Annotated in this window: 24 protein-coding genes and 1 pseudogene; 13 read left to right on the top strand and 12 right to left on the bottom strand. The window is 71.6% G+C overall.

Annotated features, from left to right (window positions below; genetic code table 11):
* Positions 1-256: 256 nt before the first annotated feature.
* Positions 257-1,273: a sodium-dependent transporter gene (locus GTY58_RS06260; RefSeq protein ID WP_237529159.1), complete on the bottom strand. Its 1,017-nt coding sequence runs from the start codon at positions 1,271-1,273 to the stop codon at positions 257-259.
* The gene (locus GTY58_RS06255; protein ID WP_010982607.1) at positions 1,155-2,006 is read right to left on the bottom strand and encodes a phosphatase PAP2 family protein; all 852 of its coding nucleotides are present in this window, start codon (positions 2,004-2,006) and stop codon (positions 1,155-1,157) included. Before GTY58_RS06255 ends, GTY58_RS06260 begins: the two co-directional genes overlap by 119 nt.
* A gap of 199 nt (positions 2,007-2,205) precedes the next feature.
* Between GTY58_RS06255 and GTY58_RS06250 the strand changes: the two genes are divergently transcribed.
* From GTY58_RS06250 to GTY58_RS06235, 4 genes and pseudogenes are all read left to right on the top strand, one after another.
* The gene (locus tag GTY58_RS06250) at positions 2,206-2,577 is read left to right on the top strand and encodes a BlaI/MecI/CopY family transcriptional regulator (RefSeq protein ID WP_010982606.1); all 372 of its coding nucleotides are present in this window, start codon (positions 2,206-2,208) and stop codon (positions 2,575-2,577) included.
* Positions 2,574-3,504 (top strand): annotated as a pseudogene (locus tag GTY58_RS06245) (M56 family metallopeptidase). Before GTY58_RS06250 ends, GTY58_RS06245 begins: the two are co-directional and overlap by 4 nt.
* Before the next feature lie 163 nt (positions 3,505-3,667).
* Positions 3,668-4,075 carry a VOC family protein gene (locus GTY58_RS06240; protein WP_010982604.1) on the top strand — a complete coding sequence of 136 codons (408 nt, stop codon included), beginning with the start codon at positions 3,668-3,670 and terminating at the stop codon, positions 4,073-4,075.
* 24 nt (positions 4,076-4,099) lie between these two features.
* Positions 4,100-5,164, top strand: coding sequence for an adenosine deaminase (locus tag GTY58_RS06235; RefSeq protein WP_010982603.1), 1,065 nt, complete (start codon positions 4,100-4,102; stop codon positions 5,162-5,164).
* On the opposite strand, the gene GTY58_RS06230 is transcribed toward GTY58_RS06235, so the two are convergent.
* Together GTY58_RS06230 and GTY58_RS06225 are read right to left on the bottom strand one after the other, a co-directional pair.
* Positions 5,146-5,661: a DinB family protein gene (locus GTY58_RS06230; protein WP_010982602.1), complete on the bottom strand. Its 516-nt coding sequence runs from the start codon at positions 5,659-5,661 to the stop codon at positions 5,146-5,148. The two genes, GTY58_RS06235 and GTY58_RS06230, sit on opposite strands and share 19 nt — an antisense overlap.
* A gap of 155 nt (positions 5,662-5,816) precedes the next feature.
* Positions 5,817-6,695 carry a LysR family transcriptional regulator gene (locus GTY58_RS06225; protein ID WP_010982601.1) on the bottom strand — a complete coding sequence of 293 codons (879 nt, stop codon included), beginning with the start codon at positions 6,693-6,695 and terminating at the stop codon, positions 5,817-5,819.
* Positions 6,696-6,838: 143 nt separating this feature from the next.
* On the opposite strand from GTY58_RS06225, the gene GTY58_RS06220 reads away from it, so the two are divergent.
* Positions 6,839-7,834, top strand: a complete 996-nt coding sequence (locus GTY58_RS06220; protein WP_037646123.1) for an aldo/keto reductase — start codon at positions 6,839-6,841, stop codon at positions 7,832-7,834.
* Positions 7,835-7,917: 83 nt separating this feature from the next.
* On the opposite strand, the gene GTY58_RS06215 is transcribed toward GTY58_RS06220, so the two are convergent.
* A complete protein-coding gene (locus GTY58_RS06215; RefSeq protein ID WP_010982599.1) occupies positions 7,918-8,304 on the bottom strand; it encodes a nuclear transport factor 2 family protein in 387 nt (128 codons plus the stop codon).
* 412 nt (positions 8,305-8,716) lie between these two features.
* Here GTY58_RS06215 and GTY58_RS06210 point away from each other — a divergent pair, with 412 nt between their 5' ends.
* From GTY58_RS06210 to GTY58_RS06195, 4 genes are all read left to right on the top strand, one after another.
* Positions 8,717-9,127 carry a hypothetical protein gene (locus GTY58_RS06210; protein WP_010982598.1) on the top strand — a complete coding sequence of 137 codons (411 nt, stop codon included), beginning with the start codon at positions 8,717-8,719 and terminating at the stop codon, positions 9,125-9,127.
* Positions 9,128-9,193: 66 nt separating this feature from the next.
* Complete coding sequence (locus GTY58_RS06205; protein ID WP_010982597.1) at positions 9,194-11,536, top strand: FHA domain-containing protein; 2,343 nt, start codon at positions 9,194-9,196, stop codon at positions 11,534-11,536.
* Positions 11,537-11,541: 5 nt separating this feature from the next.
* A complete protein-coding gene (locus GTY58_RS06200) occupies positions 11,542-12,138 on the top strand; it encodes a hypothetical protein (protein ID WP_010982596.1) in 597 nt (198 codons plus the stop codon).
* Entirely contained in the window at positions 12,138-13,112 is a 975-nt protein-coding gene (locus GTY58_RS06195; RefSeq protein WP_010982595.1) for a serine/threonine-protein kinase, read from the top strand. Before GTY58_RS06200 ends, GTY58_RS06195 begins: the two co-directional genes overlap by 1 nt.
* Positions 13,113-13,121: 9 nt before the next feature.
* On the opposite strand, the gene GTY58_RS06190 is transcribed toward GTY58_RS06195, so the two are convergent.
* Together GTY58_RS06190 and GTY58_RS06185 are read right to left on the bottom strand one after the other, a co-directional pair.
* Complete coding sequence (locus GTY58_RS06190; RefSeq protein ID WP_010982594.1) at positions 13,122-14,141, bottom strand: LLM class flavin-dependent oxidoreductase; 1,020 nt, start codon at positions 14,139-14,141, stop codon at positions 13,122-13,124.
* A 97-nt stretch (positions 14,142-14,238) separates the two neighbouring features.
* Positions 14,239-15,525: a streptophobe family protein gene (locus GTY58_RS06185; protein WP_242432186.1), complete on the bottom strand. Its 1,287-nt coding sequence runs from the start codon at positions 15,523-15,525 to the stop codon at positions 14,239-14,241.
* Positions 15,526-15,686: 161 nt separating this feature from the next.
* Between GTY58_RS06185 and GTY58_RS06180 the strand changes: the two genes are divergently transcribed.
* The 3 genes from GTY58_RS06180 (at position 15,687) to GTY58_RS06170 (ending at position 19,304) form a co-directional block, all read left to right on the top strand.
* Positions 15,687-17,078 carry a DUF6777 domain-containing protein gene (locus tag GTY58_RS06180; RefSeq protein ID WP_242432185.1) on the top strand — a complete coding sequence of 464 codons (1,392 nt, stop codon included), beginning with the start codon at positions 15,687-15,689 and terminating at the stop codon, positions 17,076-17,078.
* Between the two features lie 213 nt (positions 17,079-17,291).
* Positions 17,292-17,750: an ATP-binding protein gene (locus GTY58_RS06175; RefSeq protein ID WP_010982591.1), complete on the top strand. Its 459-nt coding sequence runs from the start codon at positions 17,292-17,294 to the stop codon at positions 17,748-17,750.
* Between the two features lie 102 nt (positions 17,751-17,852).
* Positions 17,853-19,304 carry a diacylglycerol kinase family protein gene (locus GTY58_RS06170; protein ID WP_242432184.1) on the top strand — a complete coding sequence of 484 codons (1,452 nt, stop codon included), beginning with the start codon at positions 17,853-17,855 and terminating at the stop codon, positions 19,302-19,304.
* A gap of 119 nt (positions 19,305-19,423) precedes the next feature.
* Here the strand turns inward: GTY58_RS06170 and GTY58_RS06165 are convergent, their stop codons facing one another.
* The 3 genes from GTY58_RS06165 to GTY58_RS06155 form a co-directional block, all read right to left on the bottom strand.
* On the bottom strand, positions 19,424-20,311 hold the full coding sequence (locus GTY58_RS06165) for an RNA polymerase sigma factor SigF (RefSeq protein WP_010982589.1): 888 nt from the start codon (positions 20,309-20,311) through the stop codon (positions 19,424-19,426).
* 120 nt (positions 20,312-20,431) lie between these two features.
* Entirely contained in the window at positions 20,432-20,659 is a 228-nt protein-coding gene (locus GTY58_RS06160) for a DUF5133 domain-containing protein (protein ID WP_010982588.1), read from the bottom strand.
* 147 nt (positions 20,660-20,806) lie between these two features.
* Positions 20,807-22,276 (bottom strand): FG-GAP-like repeat-containing protein, encoded by a 1,470-nt coding sequence (locus tag GTY58_RS06155; RefSeq protein ID WP_010982587.1) that lies wholly within the window; start codon positions 22,274-22,276, stop codon positions 20,807-20,809.
* Between the two features lie 243 nt (positions 22,277-22,519).
* On the opposite strand from GTY58_RS06155, the gene GTY58_RS06150 reads away from it, so the two are divergent.
* Positions 22,520-22,975 carry a helix-turn-helix transcriptional regulator gene (locus GTY58_RS06150; RefSeq protein ID WP_010982586.1) on the top strand — a complete coding sequence of 152 codons (456 nt, stop codon included), beginning with the start codon at positions 22,520-22,522 and terminating at the stop codon, positions 22,973-22,975.
* Between the two features lie 89 nt (positions 22,976-23,064).
* Here the strand turns inward: GTY58_RS06150 and GTY58_RS06145 are convergent, their stop codons facing one another.
* Both GTY58_RS06145 and GTY58_RS06140 read right to left on the bottom strand, forming a co-directional pair.
* The gene (locus GTY58_RS06145; RefSeq protein WP_010982585.1) at positions 23,065-23,667 is read right to left on the bottom strand and encodes an ATP-dependent Clp protease proteolytic subunit; all 603 of its coding nucleotides are present in this window, start codon (positions 23,665-23,667) and stop codon (positions 23,065-23,067) included.
* 1 nt (position 23,668) lies between these two features.
* Complete coding sequence (locus GTY58_RS06140) at positions 23,669-24,322, bottom strand: ATP-dependent Clp protease proteolytic subunit (RefSeq protein ID WP_010982584.1); 654 nt, start codon at positions 24,320-24,322, stop codon at positions 23,669-23,671.
* Positions 24,323-24,553 lie beyond the last annotated feature (231 nt).

The raw sequence follows: 24,553 nt of genomic DNA, 5'->3' as shown, positions 1-24,553 counted from the left end.
CTCGTGGAACCGCCCGCATGACCGATGTTCGAAGAGGTGCCGCGGCGCCGGTCCCCAGCTCCGCGGCCGGCACACCGCTCCCGCCGCCCCGGCGGCCACGGCGGGCGCGAGCGGCCACGGGCAGCCCGTCCCGGAGCCACCGGATGGGACCTGGGTGCCGTGGCACAGGCGCTCAACGGCGCAGCCGTGCACGGTGGAACCGGCGCCGGTTCCCCCGGCCACCAACGGAATCCGCGCCCGGGGAACGCCACCGCTGTCACGCACCTCTTCCGGAGTGGTGACCGCCCCGTACGACACGGCCCGCCGCCACCTTCTGCAACAGGCCGTACGCGAGGACGGGCAGCAGCACCTGCGGCCGGTCGGGCAGCGCCGTCGTGATCAGCACGGCGCTCGCGCTGCTGTTGTTCATCCCGCAGGCGAGCGTCACCGAGGCCCCGGCGTGGGCGTCGAGGCGCAGTACGCGGGCCGTGATCCGGCCCAGGGCGAAGGACAGCCCGCACACCGTCGCGGCGACGGCCAGCGCCGCCGCGAGCAGGACCGGCCGGGGCCGGGTGAGGAAGGGGCCGAGTACGCCGCTGGCGTTGACGTACGTCAGCAGGAGCGAGCCCAAGGCCGCCGTGGGGACCGCCGCGTGCAGGAGTGCGTCCAGGGCGCGGCGGGGCAGGGCGAGCCGGGCCACCAGACCGGCGGCGCAGGGCAGCACGACTCCCGTGAGCGCGAACCCGCTCCCCGCGATGCGGGCCGCCCCGGCCAGGGTGTCCGCGTAGTCGGCGCTGAGCAGGGGACACAGGGCCGTCACGGTGAACGGGACGGTCAGCGGACTGGCGAGCGTGGACGCGAGCACGAGCCCGACGGTCGTGGACTGGTCTCCTTCGCCCGCGCCCGTCCACACCGTGGCCCCGGCGGCCACGGGCATCGCGACGACCAGGATCATCGCGGCGACCAGCCCGCTGCCGCCGTCGCTGTCGGGGGACTGGCGCAGGGCGAACGCCACCCCCGGCACGATGAGCAGCGGCGCGAGCAGATGCAGCGCGAGACCGGTCAGCAGGGCGGCCGGTCGTCCGACCAGCCGACCGAGATCCCGCGGGGGGACCTGCAGTCCGGCAGTGAACAGGACGAGCGACAGCAGGAACGGGGCCGTGTTCAGGGATAAGTCAGGAAGGCCGACGACGGCGATCCGGTGCGGATGACGCAGCCACATCCCTGGTCCCGGCGCGGTCGCGGCGGCGAGATAGGCCGCGCCGACGGCCCGTCCGAGATGGCGGCGGAGCAGGGTCGAGGGGGTCTTCGGTGCTGGTGGGGGAGTCATGGCGGCGCTCTTCCGTCGTAGGACCTGGGCGGTGACGGGAGGCCGCTATCTCGTGGAGGACGGGAGGAGCGATGCGGGTGACGACGTAGGCGCTCAGGCTCAGCCAGCACAGGGCGAACAGCCAGCCGCCCAGGACGTCCGAGAACCAGTGGACGCCCAGATAGACGCGGGTGAGTCCGACCAGAACACCCCAGCAGCCGATGGCCACGGCGAGCGGACCTCTGCCGCGCGGGGCGCGCGCCAGGACCGCGAGAACGAGCAGCCCCGCGGTGATCGCGGACGTCGTGGTGTGACCGGACGGGAAGGACCAGCCGGAGGCATGCGTGGACCAGCCCGCCGTCGCGGGCCGCGGGCGGGCGATCAGGGACATCACGCCGTACCGGACGGCCTGGCCGGCGGCCAGGCAGAGGAGCGCGGCGGCGACGGAGAAGAGCCGCTGCCGCGCCGTGCGGCCCACCAGGAGCCCGGCCAGGACGACCAGTGCGTAGGGAATGAAGCCCGTGCCCGTGTACGTCACTGCACGTGCCACTGCGACGGCGACCGGGGGGCGATGGGTGACCGACCAGTCGAACAGGTCCGCGTCCCCGAACAGCGGGTCGCCCGCCCGGCCGGACACGGTGAGCGCCAGCAGTACGAAGGCCACCAGCGCGCCCACCGCCGTCGAGCCGGCGAGGTCGGAGGCGTCCTCGCGCTTCATGACGGCACCCCGGGAGCACCGACCGCGCGGAACGGCGAGATGTACAGGGCGGCGGTCATCCTCGTGGGCCCCTTCCATAATGGTCGTGCGGGCACAGTCGAAACGGGCGTGCGGGCACAGCCGGGACCGGGCCCGCGACGATTACAATCCGTACACGGTCTACAACACTGTAGACGATTGCAGGGCGAGGAAGGTTCCCATGGCCGAAGCGAAGGACGAACGCCGACCGGCGGGCGAACTCGAAGCCACCGTCATGGCCGCGCTGTGGGCCGCGGGCGTGCCCCGGACCCCGGGGCAGGTGCAGCTCGGCCTCGGCGCGGGGCTGGCTCGTACGACGGTGACCACGATCCTCTCCCGGCTGCATGAGAAGGGCATCGTCGGACGCGAGCGCCATGGCCGCGGCTACGCCTACTTCCCCGTTCAGGACGCCCCGGGCCTGACCGCCCGGCGTATGCACACCGAGCTCGACCGGGACAGCGACCGGCACACCGCCCTCGCGCGGTTCGTCGCCCAGCTCAGCGAAGACGACGAGCGAGTCCTGCGGGACCTGCTGGAATCCGGTGAACAGTGATCCTCCTGCTGTTGATCCCGGTCGCGCTGCCCTTCGCGATGCCCGTACTGGCCCGGCGGGCGCTCGACCGTCTCGCGCCCACGGCCGCGCTGTGGATGCTGACCTGCTCCGCGGTCGTGCTCGCGGGCAGTTCCCTGGTCGCGCTCGGCGCGTTCGTCCTGACCGGCCTGCTCGAAGTCCCCCTGTTCGCGGCCCTCGGCGAGCTGGTGCACCCCCTGCGCACGGCGTCGAACATGTTCGTCGTACCGGCGGCCGCCTTCTCCGTCGGCGCCCTCGCCGTCTGTCTGTGGACGCTGGTCCGTACGGTCGTGCGGCAGTCCCGTGCCTTCCGGGCGGCGACCAGTGCGGCCGACGACCGGCACACCGCGGGCGACCTGTGCGTCATCGACTCGCCCCAGCCGGACGCGTACGCCCTGCCGGGCAGGCCGCACCGGATCGTCGTCACCACCGGGATGCTCCGCAGTCTCGGCCCGGACGAGCGCGAGGCGCTGTTCGCGCACGAGCGGGCCCACAACGCGGGCGGCCACCACTACTTCCTCGTCGCCGCCGAACTCGCCGCGCACTGCCACCCGGGACTGCGCGCCGCCGGCGACGCCATCCGGCTCGCGGTGGAGCGGGTGGCCGACGAGGCCGCACGCCGCGGCCGTCGGGGACCGGCGGCTGACCGCCCGGGCGATCGGCCGGGCCGCCCTGGCCGTGCGGGCCGCCCACAGCGACCGCCCCTCGTTCGCGCCCGCGGTGGCCACGGGTCCCGTGCCGCAGCGGGTTGCGGCCCTGCTGTCGGTGCCGCGCCCGCCCCGTCGCGCAGCGCGCCGGATGGCCGCCCTGCTGGTCGCCTGCGCGGCCCTGTCCGTCTGTGCCTCGGCGACGGGAGTCATCGGCTTCCACCATCAGGTCGAGGTCGCGCAAGGTGAGGAGCGGGACTGATCTCCGCGGCGGCGGCTCCGGCATGAAGACTGCCCCGGTACCCGGGTCTCCGGGGGCCGGGGCAGCGTCAGTCCGGCGCATGTGACCCACCGGACACAAAGTCACCTCGATCGATGACGTACGCTACGTGTTACGTATAACCCTGGACGGTCGGAGAGGCCCGATGAGACGCATCGCCCTGGTGACCCTCGTTGTCGACGACTACGACGAGGCGATCCGCTTCTACACCGAGGCCCTCGGGTTCCGCCTCGCGGAGGACGAGTCGCGGCCCGACGGCTCCCGCTGGGTCGTCGTCGAGCCGGGATCGGCGGCCGCCGGCACCGGACTGCTGCTCGCCCGCGCCAAGGGCGACGCGCAGCGCGGCCGGATCGGCGACCAGACCGGCGGACGCGTCGGCTTCTTCCTGCACACCGACGACTTCGCCCGCGACCACGCACGGATGCGCGCCGCGGGCGTGGCCTTCCTGGAAGAGCCGCGGTACGAGCCGTACGGCGCGGTCGCCGTCTTCCAGGACCTGTACGGAAACCGCTGGGACCTGCTCCAGCCCGCGCCCGCCCCCACCGCTCACTGAAGAACCTGCCGAGGAAGACACCGCATGACCGCGCTCGACATCGACACCATCCGCCGGCTCCCCAAGGCCGTGCTGCACGACCACCTCGACGGCGGTCTGCGCCCCGCCACCCTGGTGGAGCTGGCACAGGCGGTCGGCCACACACTGCCCACCACGGACCCGCAGGCGCTGGCCGACTGGTACTACGAGGCCGCCAACTCCGGTGACCTGGTGCGCTACATAGCGACCTTCGAGCACACCCTCGCCGTGATGCAGACCCGTGAAGGCCTGCTGCGCACCGCCGAGGAGTACGTCCTGGACCTGGCCGCCGACGGTGTCGTCTACGGCGAGGTGCGCTACGCCCCCGAGCTGATGCTGAAGGGCGGGCTGACCCTGTCCGAGGTCGTCGAGACCGTGCAGGAGGGCCTGGCGGCGGGCATGGCCAAGGCGGCGGCCGCGGGCACCCCGGTCCGGGTGGGCACACTGCTGTGCGGGATGCGTATGTTCGACCGCACCCGGGAGACCGCCGACCTGGCCGTCGCCTTCCGCGACGCGGGTGTTGTCGGCTTCGACATCGCGGGTGCCGAGGACGGTTTCCCGCCCGCCGACCACCTGGACGCCTTCGAGCACCTGCGCCGGGAGAACGTCCCCTTCACCATCCACGCCGGTGAGGCGCACGGTCTGCCCAGCATCCACCAGGCCCTCCAGGTGTGCGGCGCCCAGCGCATCGGCCACGGCGTGCGCATCACCGAGGACATCGTCGACGGCAAGCTCGGCCGGCTCGCGGGCTGGGTGCGCGATCGCCGCGTCGCCCTGGAGATGTGCCCGACCTCCAACCTCCAGACGGGCGCCGCCACGTCGATCGCCGAGCACCCCATCACGGCCCTGAAGGACCTCGGCTTCCGCGTCACCCTCAACACCGACAACCGTCTGGTGTCGGGCACGACGATGACCCGTGAGATGTCCCTGCTGGTCGAGGAGGCGGGCTGGAGCACGGACGATCTGCGCACGGTCACGGTGAACGCCCTCAAGAGCGCGTTCCTCCCCTTCGACGAGCGCAACGCCCTCATCCAGGACGTAGTGCTTCCCGGCTACGAGGCCGCGCTCTGAAGGAGCCCTCGTACGTAGGCGGCCTGGCCGACGTGTTGCAGATCGTCGGCCAGGACGCTCACGAGCCGTGCGCCCAGCGTGACGGCCGGCGTCCAGCGCTCGTCCACGACACGCTCCAGGTCCTTGGCGGTGAGCCCGCGGATGAACTCCAGCGACTGTTCGTGCACGGCGTCGTAGTACCCGAGCAGGAGCTCGCCCGAGTCCACCCGCACCTTCGCCACCTGCCGGGGGCTGTGGCCGTATCCCGTGTCCCGGCGGGGCAGGTCGAGTCCGAAGCGCTTGTCCCAGCCCTGGGCCGGCCAGACCTGGTCGAGCCCTGAGGCATCGGCCAGGTGGTCGTCCTGGACACGGGTGAGATGCCAGACGAGCCATGAGATGGAGTTGGCGTCGTCGGCGGGCCGGGCGTTGAGGACGTCAGGCGCCAGGCCCTCGACGGCGGCGTGCACTTCTTCCTGGATGCGGCTGTACGCGTCGGTGAGGACGTCCTTTGCGTGCATGGGTCCACCCTCGCGCATCGCTGCCCCTCACGCCTGGGCGGCGATGCGCTGCCCACTCCTGAACGCGGTTCGTGTGCCGGACGCTCGCGAGTCCGCGGCGGCACGACGGCCCGGTCGGGAGCGGTGGGACCCCTCTCGGCACCTCTCCAGGTGCGCTAGAACTCCTCTTCCAGCAAGGTCATCAGCGCCCGGGCCGCCGGACTGGTGGCCGCGGAGGGAGGAAGGATGGCGACGGTCTCGTACACCGTCTCGCCCGTGCCCTTCAGCGGAAGAGCCGTGAGCGCCTCACGCTTGTGCCGGAAGTGCCGGGGCACCACGGCGACGCCGAGACCCTCCTCGACCAGGTCGAGCAGGCTGTGCACATCATTGACCTCCAGCGCGACGGTCCTCCTCACGCCCGCGGCGGCGAAGGCGGCGTCGGTGATGCGGCGCGGCCCCCAGTCCGGGTGGAAGTCGACGAACGCCTCACCGCCCAGGTCCTCCGGCATGACCGCGCCGGCCGTCGCGAGCGGGTGGGTCGGGTGGCAGAGCACGGTCATCGGCTCGCCGGTCAGTGGCACGGAGCGCAACTGGTCGGTGTCCGTCTCCGTCCGGACCGCGAAGGCCAGATCGAGACGCCCGGCGGCGACTTCCTCCGCCAGCGCACCCGAGCCCGCCTGGCGCAACCGGATCTCCACATCCGGATGCTGCCGCCGGAACCCGGCGAGCAGCCGGGCCACATGCACCCCGGCGATGCACTGCTCGGTGCCCAGCGAGAGCGTGCCGCGCAGCACGCCCTGCACGGCCGCCACCGCGTCGTGAGCCGCCCGGACCTGGGCCAGGATCCGCTCCGCCTCGCCCAGCAGCGCGCGGCCGGCCTCGGTGAGCGTGACACTGCGGGTGGTGCGGACGAACAGCGGGGCCTGGAGCTCCCGCTCCAGGGCGCGGATCGAGGCGGACAGCCCCGACTGCGACACCATCAGCCGTTCGGCTGCCCGGGTGAAGTGCTGGTCCTCGGCGACGGCGACGAAATGCTGAAGGTGGCGCAGTTCCATGATTGAGAAGTCTAGACGCTGAATCTCATCCGATTCTTCTGTTGGACCGATGCCCGCGAGGCAGGTGAGAGTGGACGACGTCTCTACACGGACGTTCGCCCGCACGCGGACGTTCCCACGAAGCCGCCCTCCTGGAGTGCACGTTGTACACCGCAGATTCCGCCCGATATGAGGCCATGCCGTACCGCCGCACCGGACGCAGCGGTCTGAAGCTCCCCGCGCTGTCGCTCGGCCTGTGGCACAACTTCGGCCCCGACCGGCCGGTGGAGACCCAGCGGCAGATCCTGCGCCGCGCCTTCGACCTCGGCATCACGCACTTCGACCTGGCCAACAACTACGGTCCGCCGCCCGGTGCCGCCGAGTCGGCCCTCGGTGACGCCCTGAGGGCGGACTTCGCGCCCTACCGCGACGAGCTGGTCATCTCGACCAAGGCCGGCCATCTGATGTGGCCGGGCCCGTACGGCGAGTGGGGCTCGCGCAAGTACCTGCTCTCCTCGCTCGACCAGAGCCTCACCCGAATGGGCCTGGACCACGTCGACATCTTCTACTCGCACCGCCCCGACCCGGAGACTCCTCTGGAGGAGACGATGGGCGCCCTGCACTCGGCGGTCCAGCAGGGCAAGGCGCTGTACGCCGGCGTCTCCAACTACTCGCCGGAGCAGACCCGGGAGGCCGCCCGCATCCTCGGCGAACTGGGCACCCCGCTCCTCATCCACCAGCCGCGCTACTCGATGCTCGACCGCCGTCCCGAGGAAGGCCTCCTGGACACCCTCGACGAACTGCAGATCGGCTCCATCGCCTACTCCCCGCTGGAGCAGGGCCTGCTGACCGGCCGCTACCTCGACGGCATCCCGGAGGACTCGCGCGCCGCGAGCGACAGCCCGTTCCTCAGCGCGGACACGGTCACCGAGGATCTCGTACGACAGCTGCGCGCCCTCGACGACATCGCCAAGTCCCGCGGCCAGACCCTCGCCCAGCTCGCCCTGGCCTGGGTCCTGCGCGGCGGCCGGGTCACCTCCGCCCTCATCGGTGCGAGCAGCGCCCGGCAGGTGGAGGACAGCGTGGCGGCCACCCGCACGCTGGACTTCGACGCGGAGGAACTGGCCCGGATCGAGGCGATCATCAAGCCGAGGCCCTGACGGTCCAGGCGCTCCTCGTCGAGCCGGCCGGGGCCGGGCCGGCCGGCTCGACGACCACGCGCGGTCAGGACGGCGCAGCTGGCTCAGGCGGCTCCGGCCGGCACGCGGTCCAGGAACCCCTGCACGCTCCGGATGCGGTCCTCGCCGTCCAGGGTGATCACGTCGGACCCGGCGACGGGTGCCGAGCCGTCCGCCTCGTTCACCAGCTCCCAGGCGAAGCGGGCGATGTCGTGGTGCCCGTCGACCGTGCCGGTGAGCCGGAAGGCGAACCCCGGGAACTGCTCGTGCGCCGCCGCGATCACGGCCGTGATCTGCTCGTGGCCCCTGACATCGGCCAGCGGGTCGGTGTAGCTCCCGTCCTCGGTCCAGGCGGCGGCGACCGCCTTGGTGAGCGCGTCCTGGTCACCCGCGTTCCAGGCCTCGAAGTAGCGGGCGACGGCGGACTCGTAGCGGTTGCTGTTCGTGCTCATGCGGATCGGCCTCCATCGGCGTCGGCAGTTGCGTACATGCTGGTCAGAGGCCGGATCCCCGGAGCTTGGTGCGGTGGGGATCCGACATCGCAACCATGCGGGACCGGGGCGGACGGCGTCGATTACCTCAGAGGTAAGGGTGCCAGCGCGCCGGGCGTACGCCCCGCCTTCACTGCGGCGCTCGTCTCATTTCGGCCAAACCGGACCGTGAATATGCCAGGAGACTGGCTGGAATGGCATGGTGACAGAGTGTCAGTAGTGGCGATACTCGATTCCTAGGGCAATTCGGCCACGATCGAATCGCGCCTTCGTGCGCCTCGCGCGTCATCGCCGGCCTGTCCCATGTGCACAGCGAGCGAATGCAAGGAAAGAGGGCCGACCCGGCAGCGAGCGCCGCAATGGGGGAGCGATCGTGCACGACGAATTCCTGTGCCATGTCACCGCGTACGGCATATGCGGCGGTCAGCGCGTCGGAGTGCCCCTGGGGACGTATCGCGCGCCCACCCTGGCGCTGGCCCTGTGGTGGATGCGTGACCGTGCCTCATGGATCGCCGAGCGGCTCGATCCCCACCCCGACAACCCGAACTTCCCGCCGAACTCCATCGCCCCCGTCGCGGAGACCGTCCCCGACGTGCCGAGCCTGCTGCGGGCATGGTGCGGCGACGCGATCCAGCAGGAGCTGGTCGCGGACGAATTGGCCGCAGGCCGGCTCGTCCGCATCGCCACCAGCGACGACACCACCGAGTACGAGCTGTTGGCGGAGTCCGTGGACGCGCTGCGGATGCAGCGGTTCGTGCCCGCGCTCTCCACCCCCGCGGCCTGACGGGCCCGCCCCCGTCGCGGCTCGCCGATCAGGCGCACATGTGGGCGAATAGCTAGAATTCAGCACATGGGAGAGCGGCCGGTCGCGCCGACTGCACCCGAGCTCGTCCTCGAGACCGAGACGGGCTCCACGGTGATGAGCCCGAGCCGCGACTATCACGTCGGACGCGACCCCTCGAGCGACATCGTCCTGGACGACGTCCGGGTCTCGTGGCACCACGCGGTGCTGAGCGTCGAGGCCGACCACTGGACGCTCGAGGACGAGCACAGCACCAACGGCACCTACGCCGACGGCCGCCGCATCCACGAGTGGGGCGTCGGACCGGGCAGCGAGATCCGCTTCGGGAACCCCTCCGACGGCCCGCGCGCCGTCCTCGTCGACTGCGCGCGGCTCGCAACCGAGCATCCCTCCGCCGTCTTCATGCCCTCCGCCACCGGCACGTTCCGGCAGCCGACGACCGTACGGCCGCTGCCCACCCGCACGGTCCGTATCGGCCGCGGCGGCGGCAACGACCTGGACATCGACGACCTCATGGTCTCCCACCGGCACGCGGAACTACAGGCGCTGCCGGACGGCACATACGAGATCGTCGACCTCGGCAGCCACAACGGCACCTACCTCAACGGCCAGCCCGTCACCCGCGCCCCGGTCACGCCCGGTGACATCGTCGGGATCGGCCACTCCGTGTTCTGCCTCGTCGGCGACCAGTTGCAGGAGTACGTCGACACCGGCGAGGTCTCCCTCGACGTCCGCGACCTCACCGTCGAGCTCGACCACGACCACAAGATCCTCCTCGACCAGGTCTCCTTCCCGGTCGGTGAGAAATGCCTGCTCGCCGTCATCGGCCCCAGCGGCTCCGGCAAGTCCACCCTGCTGAACGCCCTGACCGGGCAGCGTCCCGCCGACCGGGGCACGGTCCTGTACGACGGCCGCGACCTCTACCGCGACTACGCCGAGCTGCGCCGGCGCATCGGACTCGTCCCGCAGGACGACATCCTGCACGCCCAGCTGACCGTGCACAGGGCCCTCGGGTACGCCGCCGAGCTGCGCTTCCCACAGGACACCGAGAAGGCGGAACGCAGGGCGCGGGTCGACGAGGTGATCCGCGAGCTGGGCCTGGAACAACGTGCCGACCAGCCCATCCACAGCCTCTCCGGCGGCCAGCGCAAAAGGGTCAGCGTCGCCCTCGAACTGCTCACCAAGCCGTCACTGCTCTTCCTCGACGAGCCCACCTCCGGGCTCGACCCGGGCATGGACCGGTCGGTGATGCATATGCTGCGCGGCCTCGCCGACGACGGCCGCACCGTCATCGTCGTCACGCACAGCGTGCTCAGCCTGGACGTCTGCGACCGGCTGCTCGTCCTCGCCCCGGGCGGCACCGTCGCCTACTACGGTCCACCGGACGAGACCCTGCCCTTCTTCGGCTTCGTCCAGTGGCCGGAAGCGTTCGAGGCCTTCGAACACGACCGCGACCGGGACTGGGCGGGGGAATACCGCGACTCACTCCAGCACGAGCAGTACATCGAGGGCGTCGGCACACCGCCCTACCTGCCGTCGGCCGCCCCGGCGGCAGCCGTCGGACCGCCGCCGAAGGCGCAGAGCTGGGGCGCCCAGCTCGGCACGCTCGTACGGCGCTACGCGGCCACGCTCTCCGCCGACCGCACGTTCCTCGCCATCATGATCGCGCTGCCGTTCGTGATGGGCGCCATGGCCCGGGCGCTGGCCGGCGGGAAACTGACCCAGGAGACCGCCATGAACGCGCTGCTCATCCTGTGCGTCGGCGGCGTGCTGACCGGCGCGGCCAACGCCGTGCGCGAGCTGGTCAAGGAGCGCGCGATCCATCAGCGGGAGCGGGCCGTCGGGCTGTCCAGGTCGGCGTACCTGATGTCCAAGGTGGTCGTCCTCGGCACGATCACCGTGCTCCAGGCCATTGTGCTCACCCTGGTCGCCCTGCTCGGCGTCGACCTCGACGCGCCCGGCGGCGAGGGCGTCCTCATGCCACCGCTCGTGGAGCTCACCCTCGCCGTCGCCCTGCTCTCCTTCACCGCGATGATGCTGGGCCTCCTCGTCTCGGCCCTGGTGCGAAGGGAGGAGGTCACCATGCCGCTCCTGGTACTCCTCGCGATCGTCCAAGTGGTCTTCTGCGGTGCCCTGCTGAAGCTCAACGGGGTGGCGGTGATCCAGCAGCTGTCCTGGCTGGTGCCCTCGCGGTGGGCGCTGGGCGCCATGGCGGGCACGATCGGACTCGCCCGGATCGTGCCCGGCGACCTCACCGGAGACCCGCTGTTCAGACGCTCGGCGGGCGTGTGGCTGCTCGACATGGGGATGCTCGTCGTGCTGTCCCTCGTCTTCGGGTACGCGGTGGACCGGCTGTTGCGCCGGCACGAACCCCTGGTCATGCGGAAGTAGCGGCGATGACTGCCCCCGGATTCCGCCCGACCCACGTCGTCCCCCAGGACGGGATGCCCGCCTGGGAGGCCCCGGACGTCGCCCGGCCCACCGTGCCGCTCGACGCGCTGCTGCCCGTCCAGCTCGTCGACCGGCGCGGCGACTGGGGGCACGTGGTGTGCGCCAACGGCTGGTCGGCGTGGGTCGACGGCCGGCTCCTGGTCAGCGTGCCGCAGCCACCGCCCGCCGCGCCCGGCTCTCCCGTTCGCGCGGAGGACCCGCGCCCCCTGCTCGCCCACGTCGAAGAGGCGCTCGGCCGCTATCGCGGCGCGGCGGAGGAACTGGCGGGCGGAAGCCTGGACGGGGAGAGCTTTCGCAGCCTTACCCACGGGCTGCGGATCGGGGTGGTCGTCGACGGGGAGTCGATGTGGCTGTACGACGCCGAGCACGAGCGGTGGGAGTACTGCGACGGCACCCGGCTGAGCACGTACGCCGCCGAGGGCGACACGCCGGGCCCGGTCCCGGCGGAGCCGACCCGCGTCGTCCAGGACGCCGTCCCGGACGGCTCCCGGTCCGCGGACGGCCTCGCCCGGTACTTCCCCGACGACACGGACGACCTCTGATGGCCGGCCCGTCGCACGGCACGGGCCTGTCCTCGGAGCGGCCCTCCGAGCTGATCGGCAAGCAGATCGCGAGCTACCGCATCGAACGCGAGATCGCCCGCGGCGGCATGGCCGTCGTCTACCGCGCCAGGGACCTGCGGCTGGACCGGACCGTCGCGCTGAAGCTGCTCGCGCCCGAGCTGGCGCTCAACGACACCTTCCGCCGGCGGTTCACACACGAGTCGCGGGTGGCCGCCGCCATCGACCATCCGAACATCGTGCCGGTCTTCGAGGCGGGCGAGACGGAGGGCGTCCTGTACATCGCCATGCGCTTCGTCTCAGGGCGCGATCTGCGTCATCTGCTCGACCGGGAGGGCCCGTTGCCGTTCTCGGCCGGCGTCCGTATCGCCCTCCAGGTGGCCTCCGCGCTGGACGCCGCGCACGACCACGGACTGGTGCACCGGGACGTCAAACCCGGCAACATCCTGGTGGCCCGGGGCACGGACAGCGACCATCCCGAGCATGTGTATCTCACGGACTTCGGCCTGACCAAGAGGTCGCTGACGGTGACCGGGTTCACGATCCCGGGCCAGTTCGTGGGCACGCTGGACTACGTCGCGCCGGAACAGATCTGCGGGAAGCCGGTGGACGGCCGCTGCGACGTCTACGGCTTCGGGTGCGTCGTCTACGAGATCCTGGCCGGGACGCCGCCGTTCTGTCGCGACGACGAGATGGCGCTGCTGTGGGCCCACCAGCACGACGAGCCGCCACGCCTGAGCCGCAGGCGCCCCGACCTGGGCCCGCAGGTCGACGAGGTGATGGCCAAGGCGCTCGCCAAGAGCCCCGAGGACCGCTACGACTCGTGCCTCGCGTTCGTGGCCGCGCTGCGTACCGCGGGGGCAGGCGCCGGCCCGCAAAGACACCCGCCGAAGCGGACCGGTCCCACCACGATCCCCGAACCACCGCGCTGGGCCCGGCCGGTTTTCCGCCGCTAGGGGGCAGGCTCAGGTGGCCGCCTGCCAGCCGAGTGCCGGGCCCAGCCGGGTGGCGATGTCAGTGAGGATCTGCACGTAGTCGGCGTGTTCGAAGGAGAACGGCAGCGCGAACGCGACCTCGTCCACCTCCTGGAAGGCCGCGTGGGCGTGGAGCCGTTCGGCGATCTCGGCGGAGGTGCCGACGATGTCGGGCGCGAACATCATGCGTGCCGGTCCCTGCGGCGTGACGGTGCGCGGAGTCCGCTTCTCGACGTACGCCGTGTACTTCGCGCGCTGCTCCGGCGAGGCGGAGTCCGTGGGGATGACGACGAGCCCCTGGGAGACACGGGCGCGGTCGCCGTCGGGGTGATGGGCGCGGAAGGCGCGGATGTGCGAGAGCTGGATGCCGGCGAAGTCCTCGGACTCCTCCGCCTTCACGACACTGCTGGTGAGGAAGTTCATCCCGTGCTCACCGGCCCACTGCGCCGACCGCAGACTCCCGCCGCCGTACCACATGCGGCGGCCCAGACCGGGTGAGTGGGGCTGGACGCGGTCGGAGAACACCTCGAAGCCCTCGACGCCGCTGAAGTCGGTGGCCGGCTCGCCGCGTACGAGGTCCAGCAGCCGCCGTACCCGCTCGTAGCCGAAGTCCTCGGCGTCCGCGGTGTCGGGGTAGAGCGCCTCTTTGACCTGGTCGTAGTGCATCGGGGGGCCGACACTGACACCCGGGTTGAGGCGGCCGCCCAAGAGGATGTCGACCGTCGCGAGGTCCTCCGCGAGCCGCAGCGGGTTCTCCCAGCCCAGGGGGATGACGGCCGTGCCCAGTTCGATGCGCCTGGTGCGCTGCGAGGCCGCCGCCAGCACCGCGACGGGAGAGGAGATGCCGTACTGCAGATGACGGTGGCGCACCCACGCGCTGTCGAAGCCGAGTTGCTCGCCCAGTTCGATGATCCCGAGGGTCGACTCGTGGCCTCGGCCGGGGTCGGCCCCGTCGAACAGGCCGATGGTCAAGAAGCCCAGCTTCCGCAAGGGTCGTGAGGTCGGCGGCACAGGGCCCCTCCATCGTCCGCGGCAGGTTCTGCCGTACGCCAGTGCTGTTCGAATTGTGTCAGGCGGCCGTCGGGTGCATCCGGTAGGGCCGGGCCGCTCAGGCGACTTCGCCTCGCCGGTGCACGGGCCTGGCGAGCAGCGCGCCGAGGAAGCCGGTGACCAGCCCCCACAGCACGGCCCAGCCGAGCGCGGTCCAGAGCCTGGGCTTCAGGAACAGCACTCCGGACAGGCCGCCGTCGATATCTCCGATGCCGAGGAGCGAGAGGCCGAAATGGGCGTAGACGCGGGCGACGAGACAGATCATGAGCACCGTCAGCGTCAGCGCGACCGCCATGTGCAGGGCGTGCTGCCAGGCCCGTATCCGCGCCGGTGACCGCACCGCCATCACGAACGCGGCCGCCAGGATCAGCACGGCGTCGACGACGACCAGCCACCACACCCGGCCGTCGTAGTGGGCGAGCGAGCGCAGATCGAGCGTGGCGACGTCCGGCGTGCGCAGGACCTCGTCGAGCAGATGCGGCATGGGCAGACCGAACGGCCCGTCCACCCGGCCGTTCCAGGTGGCACCCAGACCGATCGTGAGGGCGAGCCACACCAGGTTCGGCATCCCCAGCAGAATCACCGCGAACGTCTCGGCGGTGTGCCCGCGGCTCGCCGCCACGACCAGCCCGATCACGATCCCCAGGACGACATACGCGAGCAGCAGCACGACCATCGCGTACGCCGCCGGACGCACCGACTCCTGGAAGCGCACGACCCGGGCCGGCAGCGGCGCACCGCGCGACACCAGCAGGGCGAGGACGAACACACCCACCAGCCACAGCAGTCCGAAGAGCAGGGTGAGGGGTACGTCCGTGGTGAAGCCGACCTTCGGAGCGACGCCGAAGAGCTCGCCGATGTCGCCGATCATCCCGTTCCCCAGGGAGATCGTGAACGTGTGACGGGCCGTGAACGTGAGGCCGACGAGCGCCACCAGCCACACGACGGCGATGCGGGCGGACCAGCCGGCGAGTTCGCGCGCGCCGGCGACGGCCCGGTGCCGCAGGTGCCGCAGGAAGCCCGCGGCGATCGTCAGCACCCCGGCGAGCGAGACGGACAGGGGCATCACGGTCAGCCCGGCCTTCGTGTCGGCGATCGCCCCCGCGTCGCCCGAGAGCTTCACGGTGCCGCCGACCGCCGTCACCACGGTGGCCGCGTCGACGCTCACGAACGCGTTGCCGGGAAGGCCGGCCGCACCCGCCGCCAACAGTCCGAGCGCGGCGGTCACCACCATGACGATCAGCCCGGCCAGTACCGTCGCGAGGGCCTGGACCCAGCCGTGCCGGGCGAACGCCGACCGGCCCGGGCGGGCCACTGTCTGGTCGGACGGTGTGGGGGCGCTCACGCTGTCACGCTAAGCACGGCGTCGGCGCTCCGCCCCTCGGGAGGGCCGACCGCGTCGGCTTGCGAGCGGCCCGGGACCGGAGCACACAATGGATTGATCTACAACAAAGCGGCACAAAGTAGATGAGATGCCGCTCATCCCTACGCAGGGAAGAAGAGCTCGTGAGCGTCGAACCGCCGGCCGGCCGCCCCACAGGACCCCCCTCGGGCCCGTTGTCGGGTCCCACGCAGCAGCGGCCCGTCCAGCCGAGCGGCCGCCCCGTCCGGAGCTCGTCGGGCGGCGACGCGGGCAGCGGGGGGTCCGCGGGATCCGGCGGTGGCGGCGGCCCGTCCGGTCCCCTCGGGCCGGGCGACGCGGGCAAGGAGCCCGAACGCTGGTGGAAGTCCGCACCCCGGGTGGCTCTGATGGCCACCGCCGTCGTGGTCGCCGTAGTGGCCGCCCTCGTCCTCACCCGCTCCCACGGCACGTCCACCGCCGGCAAGGGCGGCGAGGTCTTCCTCCAGGCCGCCGGCAAGTCGGGCCCCTACCCCTTCACGGAGTCCACGGCGAACGAGAGTTCCACGGCCCCCCTGACCCCGGCCCCGGCGAGCACGTCGGCGTCCGCCCAGGCGGCGCGCGGTATCGACGGCTCCGAGCCCGGTCTCTACGGCGGCACCCGCAAGGTCTCCAGCTGCGACGTGGAGAAGCAGATCAAGGCGCTCCGGGCGGCCCCCGAGAAGAACCGTGCCTTCGCCTCGGTGGAGGGCATCGCGCCGTCCGAGGTCCCTGCCTATCTGCGGTCGCTCACCCCCGTGCAACTGCGCGTGGACACCTGGGTCACCAACCACGGCTTCCGCAACGGCGTGGCGACCCCGTACCAGGCGGTGCTACAGGCCGGCACCGCGGTCCTCGTCAACAGCCGCGGCGTGCCCCGGGTGCGCTGCGCCTGCGGCAACCCGCTCCTGTACCCGGTCCCGCAGACGACCAGGCCCAGGCAGACGGGCGACACGTGGGCCTCGTACCGGCCGCAGAACGTCGTGTTCGTCACGCCCGCGCCGACGGCCATCAACGTGTTCGTGATGTTCGACCCGGACCACGACGAATGGTTCCACCGCCGGCGCGGCGACAAGGGCCGACATGACGAGAAGACCGATCCGCCGCGGCATCGGCCGTCCCCGTCGTTGAGCGCCTCGATGCTCCCGCCGGACTCCTCCTCGCCGAAGCCGCACTCCCCGTCCTCGAAGTCGCCGGAGCCGTCGTCGTCGTCCCCATCGGTTCCGTCGTCCCCGAACTCGTCGCGCGAGTCGTCACCCGAGTCGTACTCCGAGCCTCCCACGACCGAGCCCAAGACCACCGAGCCCCCGACCACCGAGCCCAAGACCACCGAGCCTCCGACCACCGAGCCCGAGAGCACCGAGCGCAAGACCACCGAGCCCCCGACGACCGAGCCCCCGACGACCGAGCCCACCACCACCGAGCCGCCGTCGCCGGGTGTCGTGTCGCCCGAGACCACCAGCGAGTCCGACACCACCTACAGTGCCCCGGAGCCGGCCGCGACCCCGCCGTCGTACTGAGGCAGCCCTGTCGCGAGGGGGCGGGGACGCGGCCCGGCATCCGCTGGTCCGCACCGATCCGGCTGAACGGGCCACACCGCGCCGCGCTCCGGGAGAACATGGGGTGAGTGCGAAGCGATTCGCTGGGTACGAGCACTGGTGCGACACCCCAGGAACGAGGTACGGACGAGGTGTGGCGCGCCAGGAATGGACCCGCTTCCGAGAGAGACCTGCATGATCGAGAGCTTGGACGGAGCAGTGATACCTACTGACTTCGACATGCCCGTGGAGCCGCTGCGGCGGGCGGCCCACTACACGGGGGAACTGGGGTCCATCGCCGAGGCCCGGGCCTTCGCCGCGCTGTTCCTCGAACAGCTGCGGTCCGAGTGGTGCGCGCCCATCGACGCCCGTGCCGACGGCGACCTGCTTCTCGTGGTGAGCGAACTGGTCACCAACGCCGACCGGCACAGCCACGGCCCGTACATCCTCGAGCTGGAGGGCACCGACGCCTCCGTGACCGTCACGGTGTACGACAGCAGCGCCGCGCTGCCCAGGCGCTACCCCCCGGACCCCGGACGCGTGGGTATGCACGGACTGGAGATCGTCCATGTGCTGGCGGCCGCGGTGACCGTGGAGCGAGTGCCGGTCGGGAAGTGCGTCAGGGCCGTCATGGAGCTGCCGAAACAGTCGTGAACCCATGAACACCCATGAAGGGGAGAAGCCTGGGCATCAGGGAGAGGGGCGGCGCTCACCTTGCCGACCGGTAGATCCGTCGATACGCAAGGGGTGGGCCCAGTGGCTTCCGAACGCACGGCTTGGCTGCGACAAGGGGGCGGCACCGGCCGCCGCGTCGCCACCGCATTCGAGGCGGGGCGGAGCGGGACGTCCGGGTGGCGTCGGACCGTCGGAGGCGGGCTCGTATGGGTCGGCGCCGCCGCACTGCTCGGCGTGTCCGGGCAGCGCACGGCGCGCCGGGCGGCGATGCGGGGCATCGGAGCCGTGGCCATGGCGTCGGCCGTCACCCGCACGCTCGCGCGTCCGACCGCCCACCGGGCAGAGGCCCCGCACGCGGCGGGACCCGCCGCGTCAGCCGCCGCGTTCGCCGCGGGCGTCGTGTTGGAAGCGCCCCGGTACGGTCTCCTCGTCGCCCCGGCCGCCGCGGCCCTGACGGCGGCCCGCATCCGTTCCGGGGCCCGCCACCCCGGCGATGTGGCGGTCGGGACCGCCATCGGCATCGGCGCCGCCGCGCTCACCGCACGCTGGTGGCCGGTCAAGCCCGAGACGGCGGCCGCCGCGGCGCCGCCCCGCAGGCCCGCGCCGGCACTGGCCGACGGAGCCGGACTCCATGTGGTCGTCAACCCCTCGTCCGGCGTCTCGCGGAGCACCGACGCGGACGACGCCGTGGGCCGCCTGCGCTCGCTCCTGCCCAAGGCCGAGTTCCTGGTGCCGCAGGAGGGCCAGGAACTGCCGGAACTCCTCGAACGGGCCGCCCGGCAGGCGAAGGAAGCGGGCGGCGCGCTCGGCGCCTGCGGCGGCGACGGCACGATCAACGCGGCGACGGAGGTGGCCGCTCGGCTCGGTGTACCGCTCGCGGTGTTCCCCGGCGGCACCTTCAACCACTTCGCCGTGGACCTGGGAAACCAGACGATGGAGGACGTCGCACGCGCCGTGTGCGACGGGGACGCGATCGTCGCCGACGTCGGCTGCGCCCGCGTTCCCGACGGCCCCGAGCAGTTGTTCCTCAACACCTTCAGTCTCGGTGTCTACTCCGACCTCGTGCACGCCCGTGAGCAGCTGGAGAAGCGGATCGGCAAATGGCCCGCCCTCGTCGTCGGACTGGCGCGCGTGCTCGCGGCGGGCAGCCCCGTCAGCGTCTCGGTGAACGGCCGCCCCAAGCGCCTGTGGCTGCTGTTCGCGGGCAACGGCATCTACCACCCGGCCGGCTTCGCGCCCACGTACCGCACCCAGCTCGACGACGGCCTCCTCGACGTCCGTGCCGTGGACGCCGGCACGCCACTGGCCAGGACACGGCTGCTGCTCGCGGTGCTCACCGGGACTCTGCACAACTCGCGGGTGCTGACCACCGCGCAGGTGCGCGGCCTCCGGCTCGAAGTCCTGAAGGGCGACCCGCGGTTCTCGTACGACGGAGAGGTGACCCGGGCGGCCGCACCCCGGCTCGTCCTGGACAAGCGGACCAGGGCGGTGACCCTCTACCGGCCCGCGGAGAAGGACCAGTGGCTGCGCTGAGGAAAGCCTGACGCTGAGGACAGCGTCGAAAGGGCGGTGGCGCTGCCCCACTCACCGGAGTGGGGCAGCGCCACCGCCCTGTCAGGAAAACCGTCAGGCGCTCTCGACTTCAGGAACCGTCAGGCGCTCTCGACCCGATGCAGATCGGAGAGCATGCCCGTGCGCAGCTGCTCGATGATCCGCTTGATCAGACGGGAGACATGCATCTGGGAGCAGCCGAGCCGGGCGCCGATGTCCGCCTGGGTGGCCTCCTCCACGAACCTCATGTGGATGATCTGCCGGTCGCGGTCACTGAGCTCGGCGACCAGGGGCGCGAGGGTGTGGAAGTCCTCGACCAGCTGCATGCCGTCGTCCTCCTCGCCGATGAAGTCGGCCAGGACGGCTTCGCCCTCCTGGTCGTCCCCGGAGAGCGCGGCGTCCAGCGACGACGAGTTGTACCCGTTGGAGGCGATCTGGGCCTCGACGACCTCGTTCTCGGACAGGTTCATCAGGGTGGCGAGCTCGGCGACGCTGGGCTCGCGGTCCAGCCGGCTCGACAGTTCCTCGCGCGCCTTGGCCAGCTCGACCCGCAACTCCTGGAGGCGGCGCGGCACATGGACCGCCCACGTCGTGTCGCGGAAGAAACGCTTGATCTCGCCGACGATGTACGGCAGCGCGAAGGAGGTGAACTCGACCTCGCGAGAGATCTCGAACCGGTCGATCGCCTTGATGAGGCCGATCATGCCGACCTGGACGATGTCCTCCATGTCGTCCCCACGGTTGCGGAAGCGTCCCGCCGCGAACCGCACCAGCGACATGTTCATCTCGATCAGGGTGTTGCGGGCGTACTGGTAGTCGTGTGTGCCCTCTTCGAGTTCGCTCAGGCGCCGGAAGAACTGGCGGGACAGCTCCCGCGCGTCACGAGGAGCCACGGTACGCGGATCCACGATATGTGGCAGCGACCCCTCACCAGTCGCGGTCCGGGTCGCCTCGTCCTTGACCATCGACCTGCTCATGGCGGTGTCCATTACCTCTCCCACGAAACTCACTGTTCGGCCTGTCGGGCTTTGTCCAAGCGTCGTGCTCCCGCGCTTACCCCGGAATCGGGAACACATGTCAACGGTCGCGCGACTTGGATGTGTCGCCGGTCACGTGGTGAGCAGCGAGTCCTCCTTGGTGCGTGCCAGGGGCAGTCGACGGCGGGCGGCGACGAGCGCGGCCTCCACGTCCTTCGTACCGGTCGATACGCAGAGCGTGTAGGCCGCGTCGTCCATGCGCTGTCGCACTTCCGTACTGCCGTTCTCGGCGTGCAGGGCGCGCAGGGTCTCGTACTGCTCCACGAGATTGCGCAGCACGGCGGGGTGGGCCATCAGCACGTTCGTCTCCCTGTTGATGATTCGGGTCGGCGCTCCGACCGCTCCCGACCCCGGTTACCCCGCCGTGCCCGTTGTACGCCCGCCCGTTCGCCCGCAATTGGGCTTCCGTCGACGGCCGTCACGCCGGGAACGGCTCACGCCGTACGGCTATTCGTCGATCGCCGCGCCGAACGCCGCGGCCACGGAGGGCGCGCCGAGCGTGTCCGCGCCGTACGTCCAGGAGCCCGAAGCCGTGATCCCGCCGGTGCCCGCCGACAGGACCCAGACGAAGCCGTCGCCGGCGTTCTCGCCGGGCGCCGAGGCGAGCAGCCCGAAGCGTCCGTCGCGGTTCGGGTCGGTCAACCGGACCTGGGCGCCCCATTTGTCGCCCTTCTCCGCCACGCCCGGTACGTCCGCCGAGTTCTGGTCCCACGACTTGGCCCCGGCCGCGGTGAGCCCGCCGGCCGAGCCGCGCAGCACCCACACGGCGCCCGCGTCGGCCACCGTGCCGATGTCCTCGCCGGAGGCGCCGATCGCCACGTCCGCGTACCCGTCGCCATCGGTGTCCGCGACCGACAGGTCGGTGCCCCAGCCGTCGCCGACCTCCGCGGTGCCGGGTACGCCGGCCGACTCCTGCGTCCACCAGTCGGGATCGGCCGCGGGCCCGTCCGGGCCGCCGAGACGCACGCCGACCACACCGCCCGTGCGTGTCTCGCCGTACACGTCGTTGGGGGAGTGCGGCTCACCGGTCACCAGGTCGTCGTAGCCGTCGTTGTTGATGTCCCCGGACGCGGCGACCGGTCCGCCTCGTAGATCGCGTTCGTACGACAGCCCGTCAGCGTGCCCCGTCAGCAGCGAGGACCAGCCGTGCCCCGGCTCGTCGCCCACGGTCACGCCGGACACGACGAGGTCGGCGTACCCGTTGTCGTCGTAGTCGCCGGTGGTCAGCGACGTGGGCAGGATGTCGCGCTGGTCGGCGCGTGCCGAGAGCCGCTGCTGCGACCGCTGCTTCAGCGAGGCCTGCGCCGCGGAGTCGTACCCGAACAGCTCCAGGTCGTCGCGGTCGAGTACGGCGAGCAGGTCGCCCGGCGTCTCATCGGTGAAGTGGGCCGCGGCGAGCGCGCTGCCGAACTGCTCGTCGGCGGTGGGCTCCTGGGTCTCCAGCCAGTCGCTGGCGGCGCCCGACAGCCCGGACTTGGAGCCCCACAGAACGGCGACACCGCCCGCGTCCTTGGTGGTACCGAGGTCCTCACCGGGCACGCCGACGATCGCGTCGTCGTACCCGTCGCCGTCGAGGTCGCCGGTGGCGACCGCCCGGCCGAACGCGTCACCGGTCTCGGCGGCGCCCGCGACGTCGGCCGTGGACTGGCTGAAGCGGGCCGCGTTGGTGGTGCCGATTCCTCTCGACGACCCGTACTGCACGGTGACGAGACCGGCGCCCTTCTTGCCGCTGACCGTCGCTCCCGGAGCGCCGACCAGCACGTCCTCGTAACCGTCGCCGTTGAAGTCGCTGTTGCGGTCGTTCGCGTGCGTACCGCCGGGTGTTCCGGCGTACGCGGACGGGGCGGCGGCGATGCCCGCTCCGGTCATCAGAAGAAATGAGGCCGCGGCGAGGGCGGCCGAACGGTTCTTGCGCACGAGCGGCTCCTGAAAGAGAAAGGTGGCCGGGCAGCGCGGGGGTGTCCGGAAAGGGCCCGTTCCTTGTCCGGCGCCCTGTTTGACACTCGATGGGTCACCAGGGTTGTACGGGACTTCGCACGGGATCCCTGACGGGTGCTCGGTCCATGGCGGACGCCGAGGCGATGGGCCGGCACCGCGGGATTCACCCAGGGCAGAACGCCGATCCCTTCCCCTTCGGCGCGGCACTCCTACGCTGAGGGGGTGAGCAATCAAGCGCCGAACGAAGCCCGCGTCATCGCCCTGCGCCCGGCGAGCGCCCCGCCCCGAAGTCCGAACGCCGCGCGCGTTCCCGTCACCGCCCCGGGCCGCGCCCCGCAGCGGCCGGGACAGCGGCCGGCCGCCCCCGCGGCCAAGGAGCCCTTGTGGCGCGACCTCGTCGGTGACGTGCTGCGGCGCGAGCGGCTCGCACAGGAGCGCACGCTCAAGGACGTGGCCGACGCGGCCCGGATCTCGATGCCGTACCTGTCGGAGCTGGAGCGCGGCCGCAAGGAGGCCTCCTCCGAGGTCCTCGCGGCCGCCGCCCAGGCCCTCGGACTCGGCCTGACGGATCTCCTTTCCCTCGCCCACCACGAGCTGACCCGCCATACCCGGACGAGGCCGGCCCGGGGACGCACCGCGCCGACCGCGCGGTACGACGGCATGTGCCTCGCCGCCTGACCCGCGCGCGGTGGCTCGCGGCCGTCGGACACCCAGGGGGCCCTGTCGGCCCAGGCCGTCGCGGGGCGGACGGGATTTGACGACAGGACCTAGACGACCGCGAGCCGCCGGCTGAGCACCTCGTCGGCGAGCCCGTACGCGACGGCCTCCTGCGCGGTGAACACCTTGTCCCGGTCCATGTCGGCGCGCAGGGTCGCGATGTCGTGCCGCGTGTGCCGGGAGAGCACCTCCTCCACCTGGGAGCGGATCCGGATCATCTCCTTGGCCTGGAGACTGAGGTCCGAGACCGTGCCCTGACGTCCGCCGCTGGCCGGCTGGCCGAGCAGGACCCGGGCGTGCTCCAGCACGAACCGCCGGCCCGGGTCACCGCCCGCGAGCAGCACCGCCGCCGTCGAGGCCGCCTGCCCGACGCAGAACGTCGAGATCGGGGCCTGCACGAACGTCATCGTGTCGTAGATCGCCATCAGTGAAGTGAAGGATCCCCCGGGCGAGTTGATGTAGATCGCGATCTCGTGCTCCGGGTTCGCCGACTCCAGATGGAGGAGTTGCGCGATGACGACGTTGGCCACTCCGTCGTCGATCTCCGTACCGAGGAAGATGATCCGCTCGGAGAGCAGCCGGCTGAAGACGTCGTACGACCGCTCGCCCTGCGGGGTCCGCTCGACGACGTTCGGAATCGTGTACGAACCCATGTCACAGCCCCATCCGTCGGCGCGAGGCGGTCGGGCGGACGTCGTCGAGTGACTCCACCACCCGGTCGACCATCCCGTACTCCTTGGCCTGCTCGGCCGTGAACCAGCGGTCCCGGTCGCCGTCGCGGGAGATGGTCTCCTCGCTCTGCCCCGTGTGCTCCGCGGTGATCCGCTCGATCGCCTTCTTCGTGAACTCCAGGTTCTCCGCCTGGATCTCGATGTCCGCGGTGGTCCCGCCGATGCCCGCCGACGGCTGGTGCATCATGATCCGCGCGTTCGGCAGCGCGAACCGCTTCCCGGCCGCGCCGACGCTGAGCAGGAACTGCCCCATGCTGGCGGCGAAGCCCATGGCGAGCGTGGACACGTCGTTGGGGATGAGCCGCATGGTGTCGTAGATGGCGAGGCCCGCGGTGACGGACCCGCCCGGGCTGTTGATGTACAGGCTGATGTCGGTGCGCGAGTCCTCGGCGGACAGCAGCAGCAACTGCGCACAGACCCGGTTCGCCGACACCTCGTCCACCTGTGTCCCCAGGAGCACGATCCGCTGGGCGAGCAGTTGTGCCGCCAGATGGTCGTCGAAGCGCGAGGGCGGGGTGTCGCCCTCCTCGGCCCGCGGTGAAAGGGCTGGATGCCACCCCGTGGTGAGTGGAGTCATGGGTCCTCCGTAAGTCGTCGGCGCGGCTGCCGTGGCCGCTCGACTCCACTCTTGACCGCCGAGCGCCGCCGGATCCGCTTTCTCTGCCCGCAGCAGATTCGCCGCGGGCAGAGGCGCCCGGGGCAACCACCGGGCACTCCCCTTCGCGCAGCTGCCTGAAGAACGCCCGCACGTCCCCGACCGGCAGAACACGCGATGATTGCCGGGGAGCAGAAACTGCCCGGCGGGCGA

The organism is Streptomyces sp. SID5469, from assembly GCF_009862865.1.
Classification (GTDB): domain Bacteria; phylum Actinomycetota; class Actinomycetes; order Streptomycetales; family Streptomycetaceae; genus Streptomyces; species Streptomyces avermitilis.
Note: the sequence above shows the minus strand (reverse complement) of the source record. Positions and strands in the feature narration are given on the sequence as shown.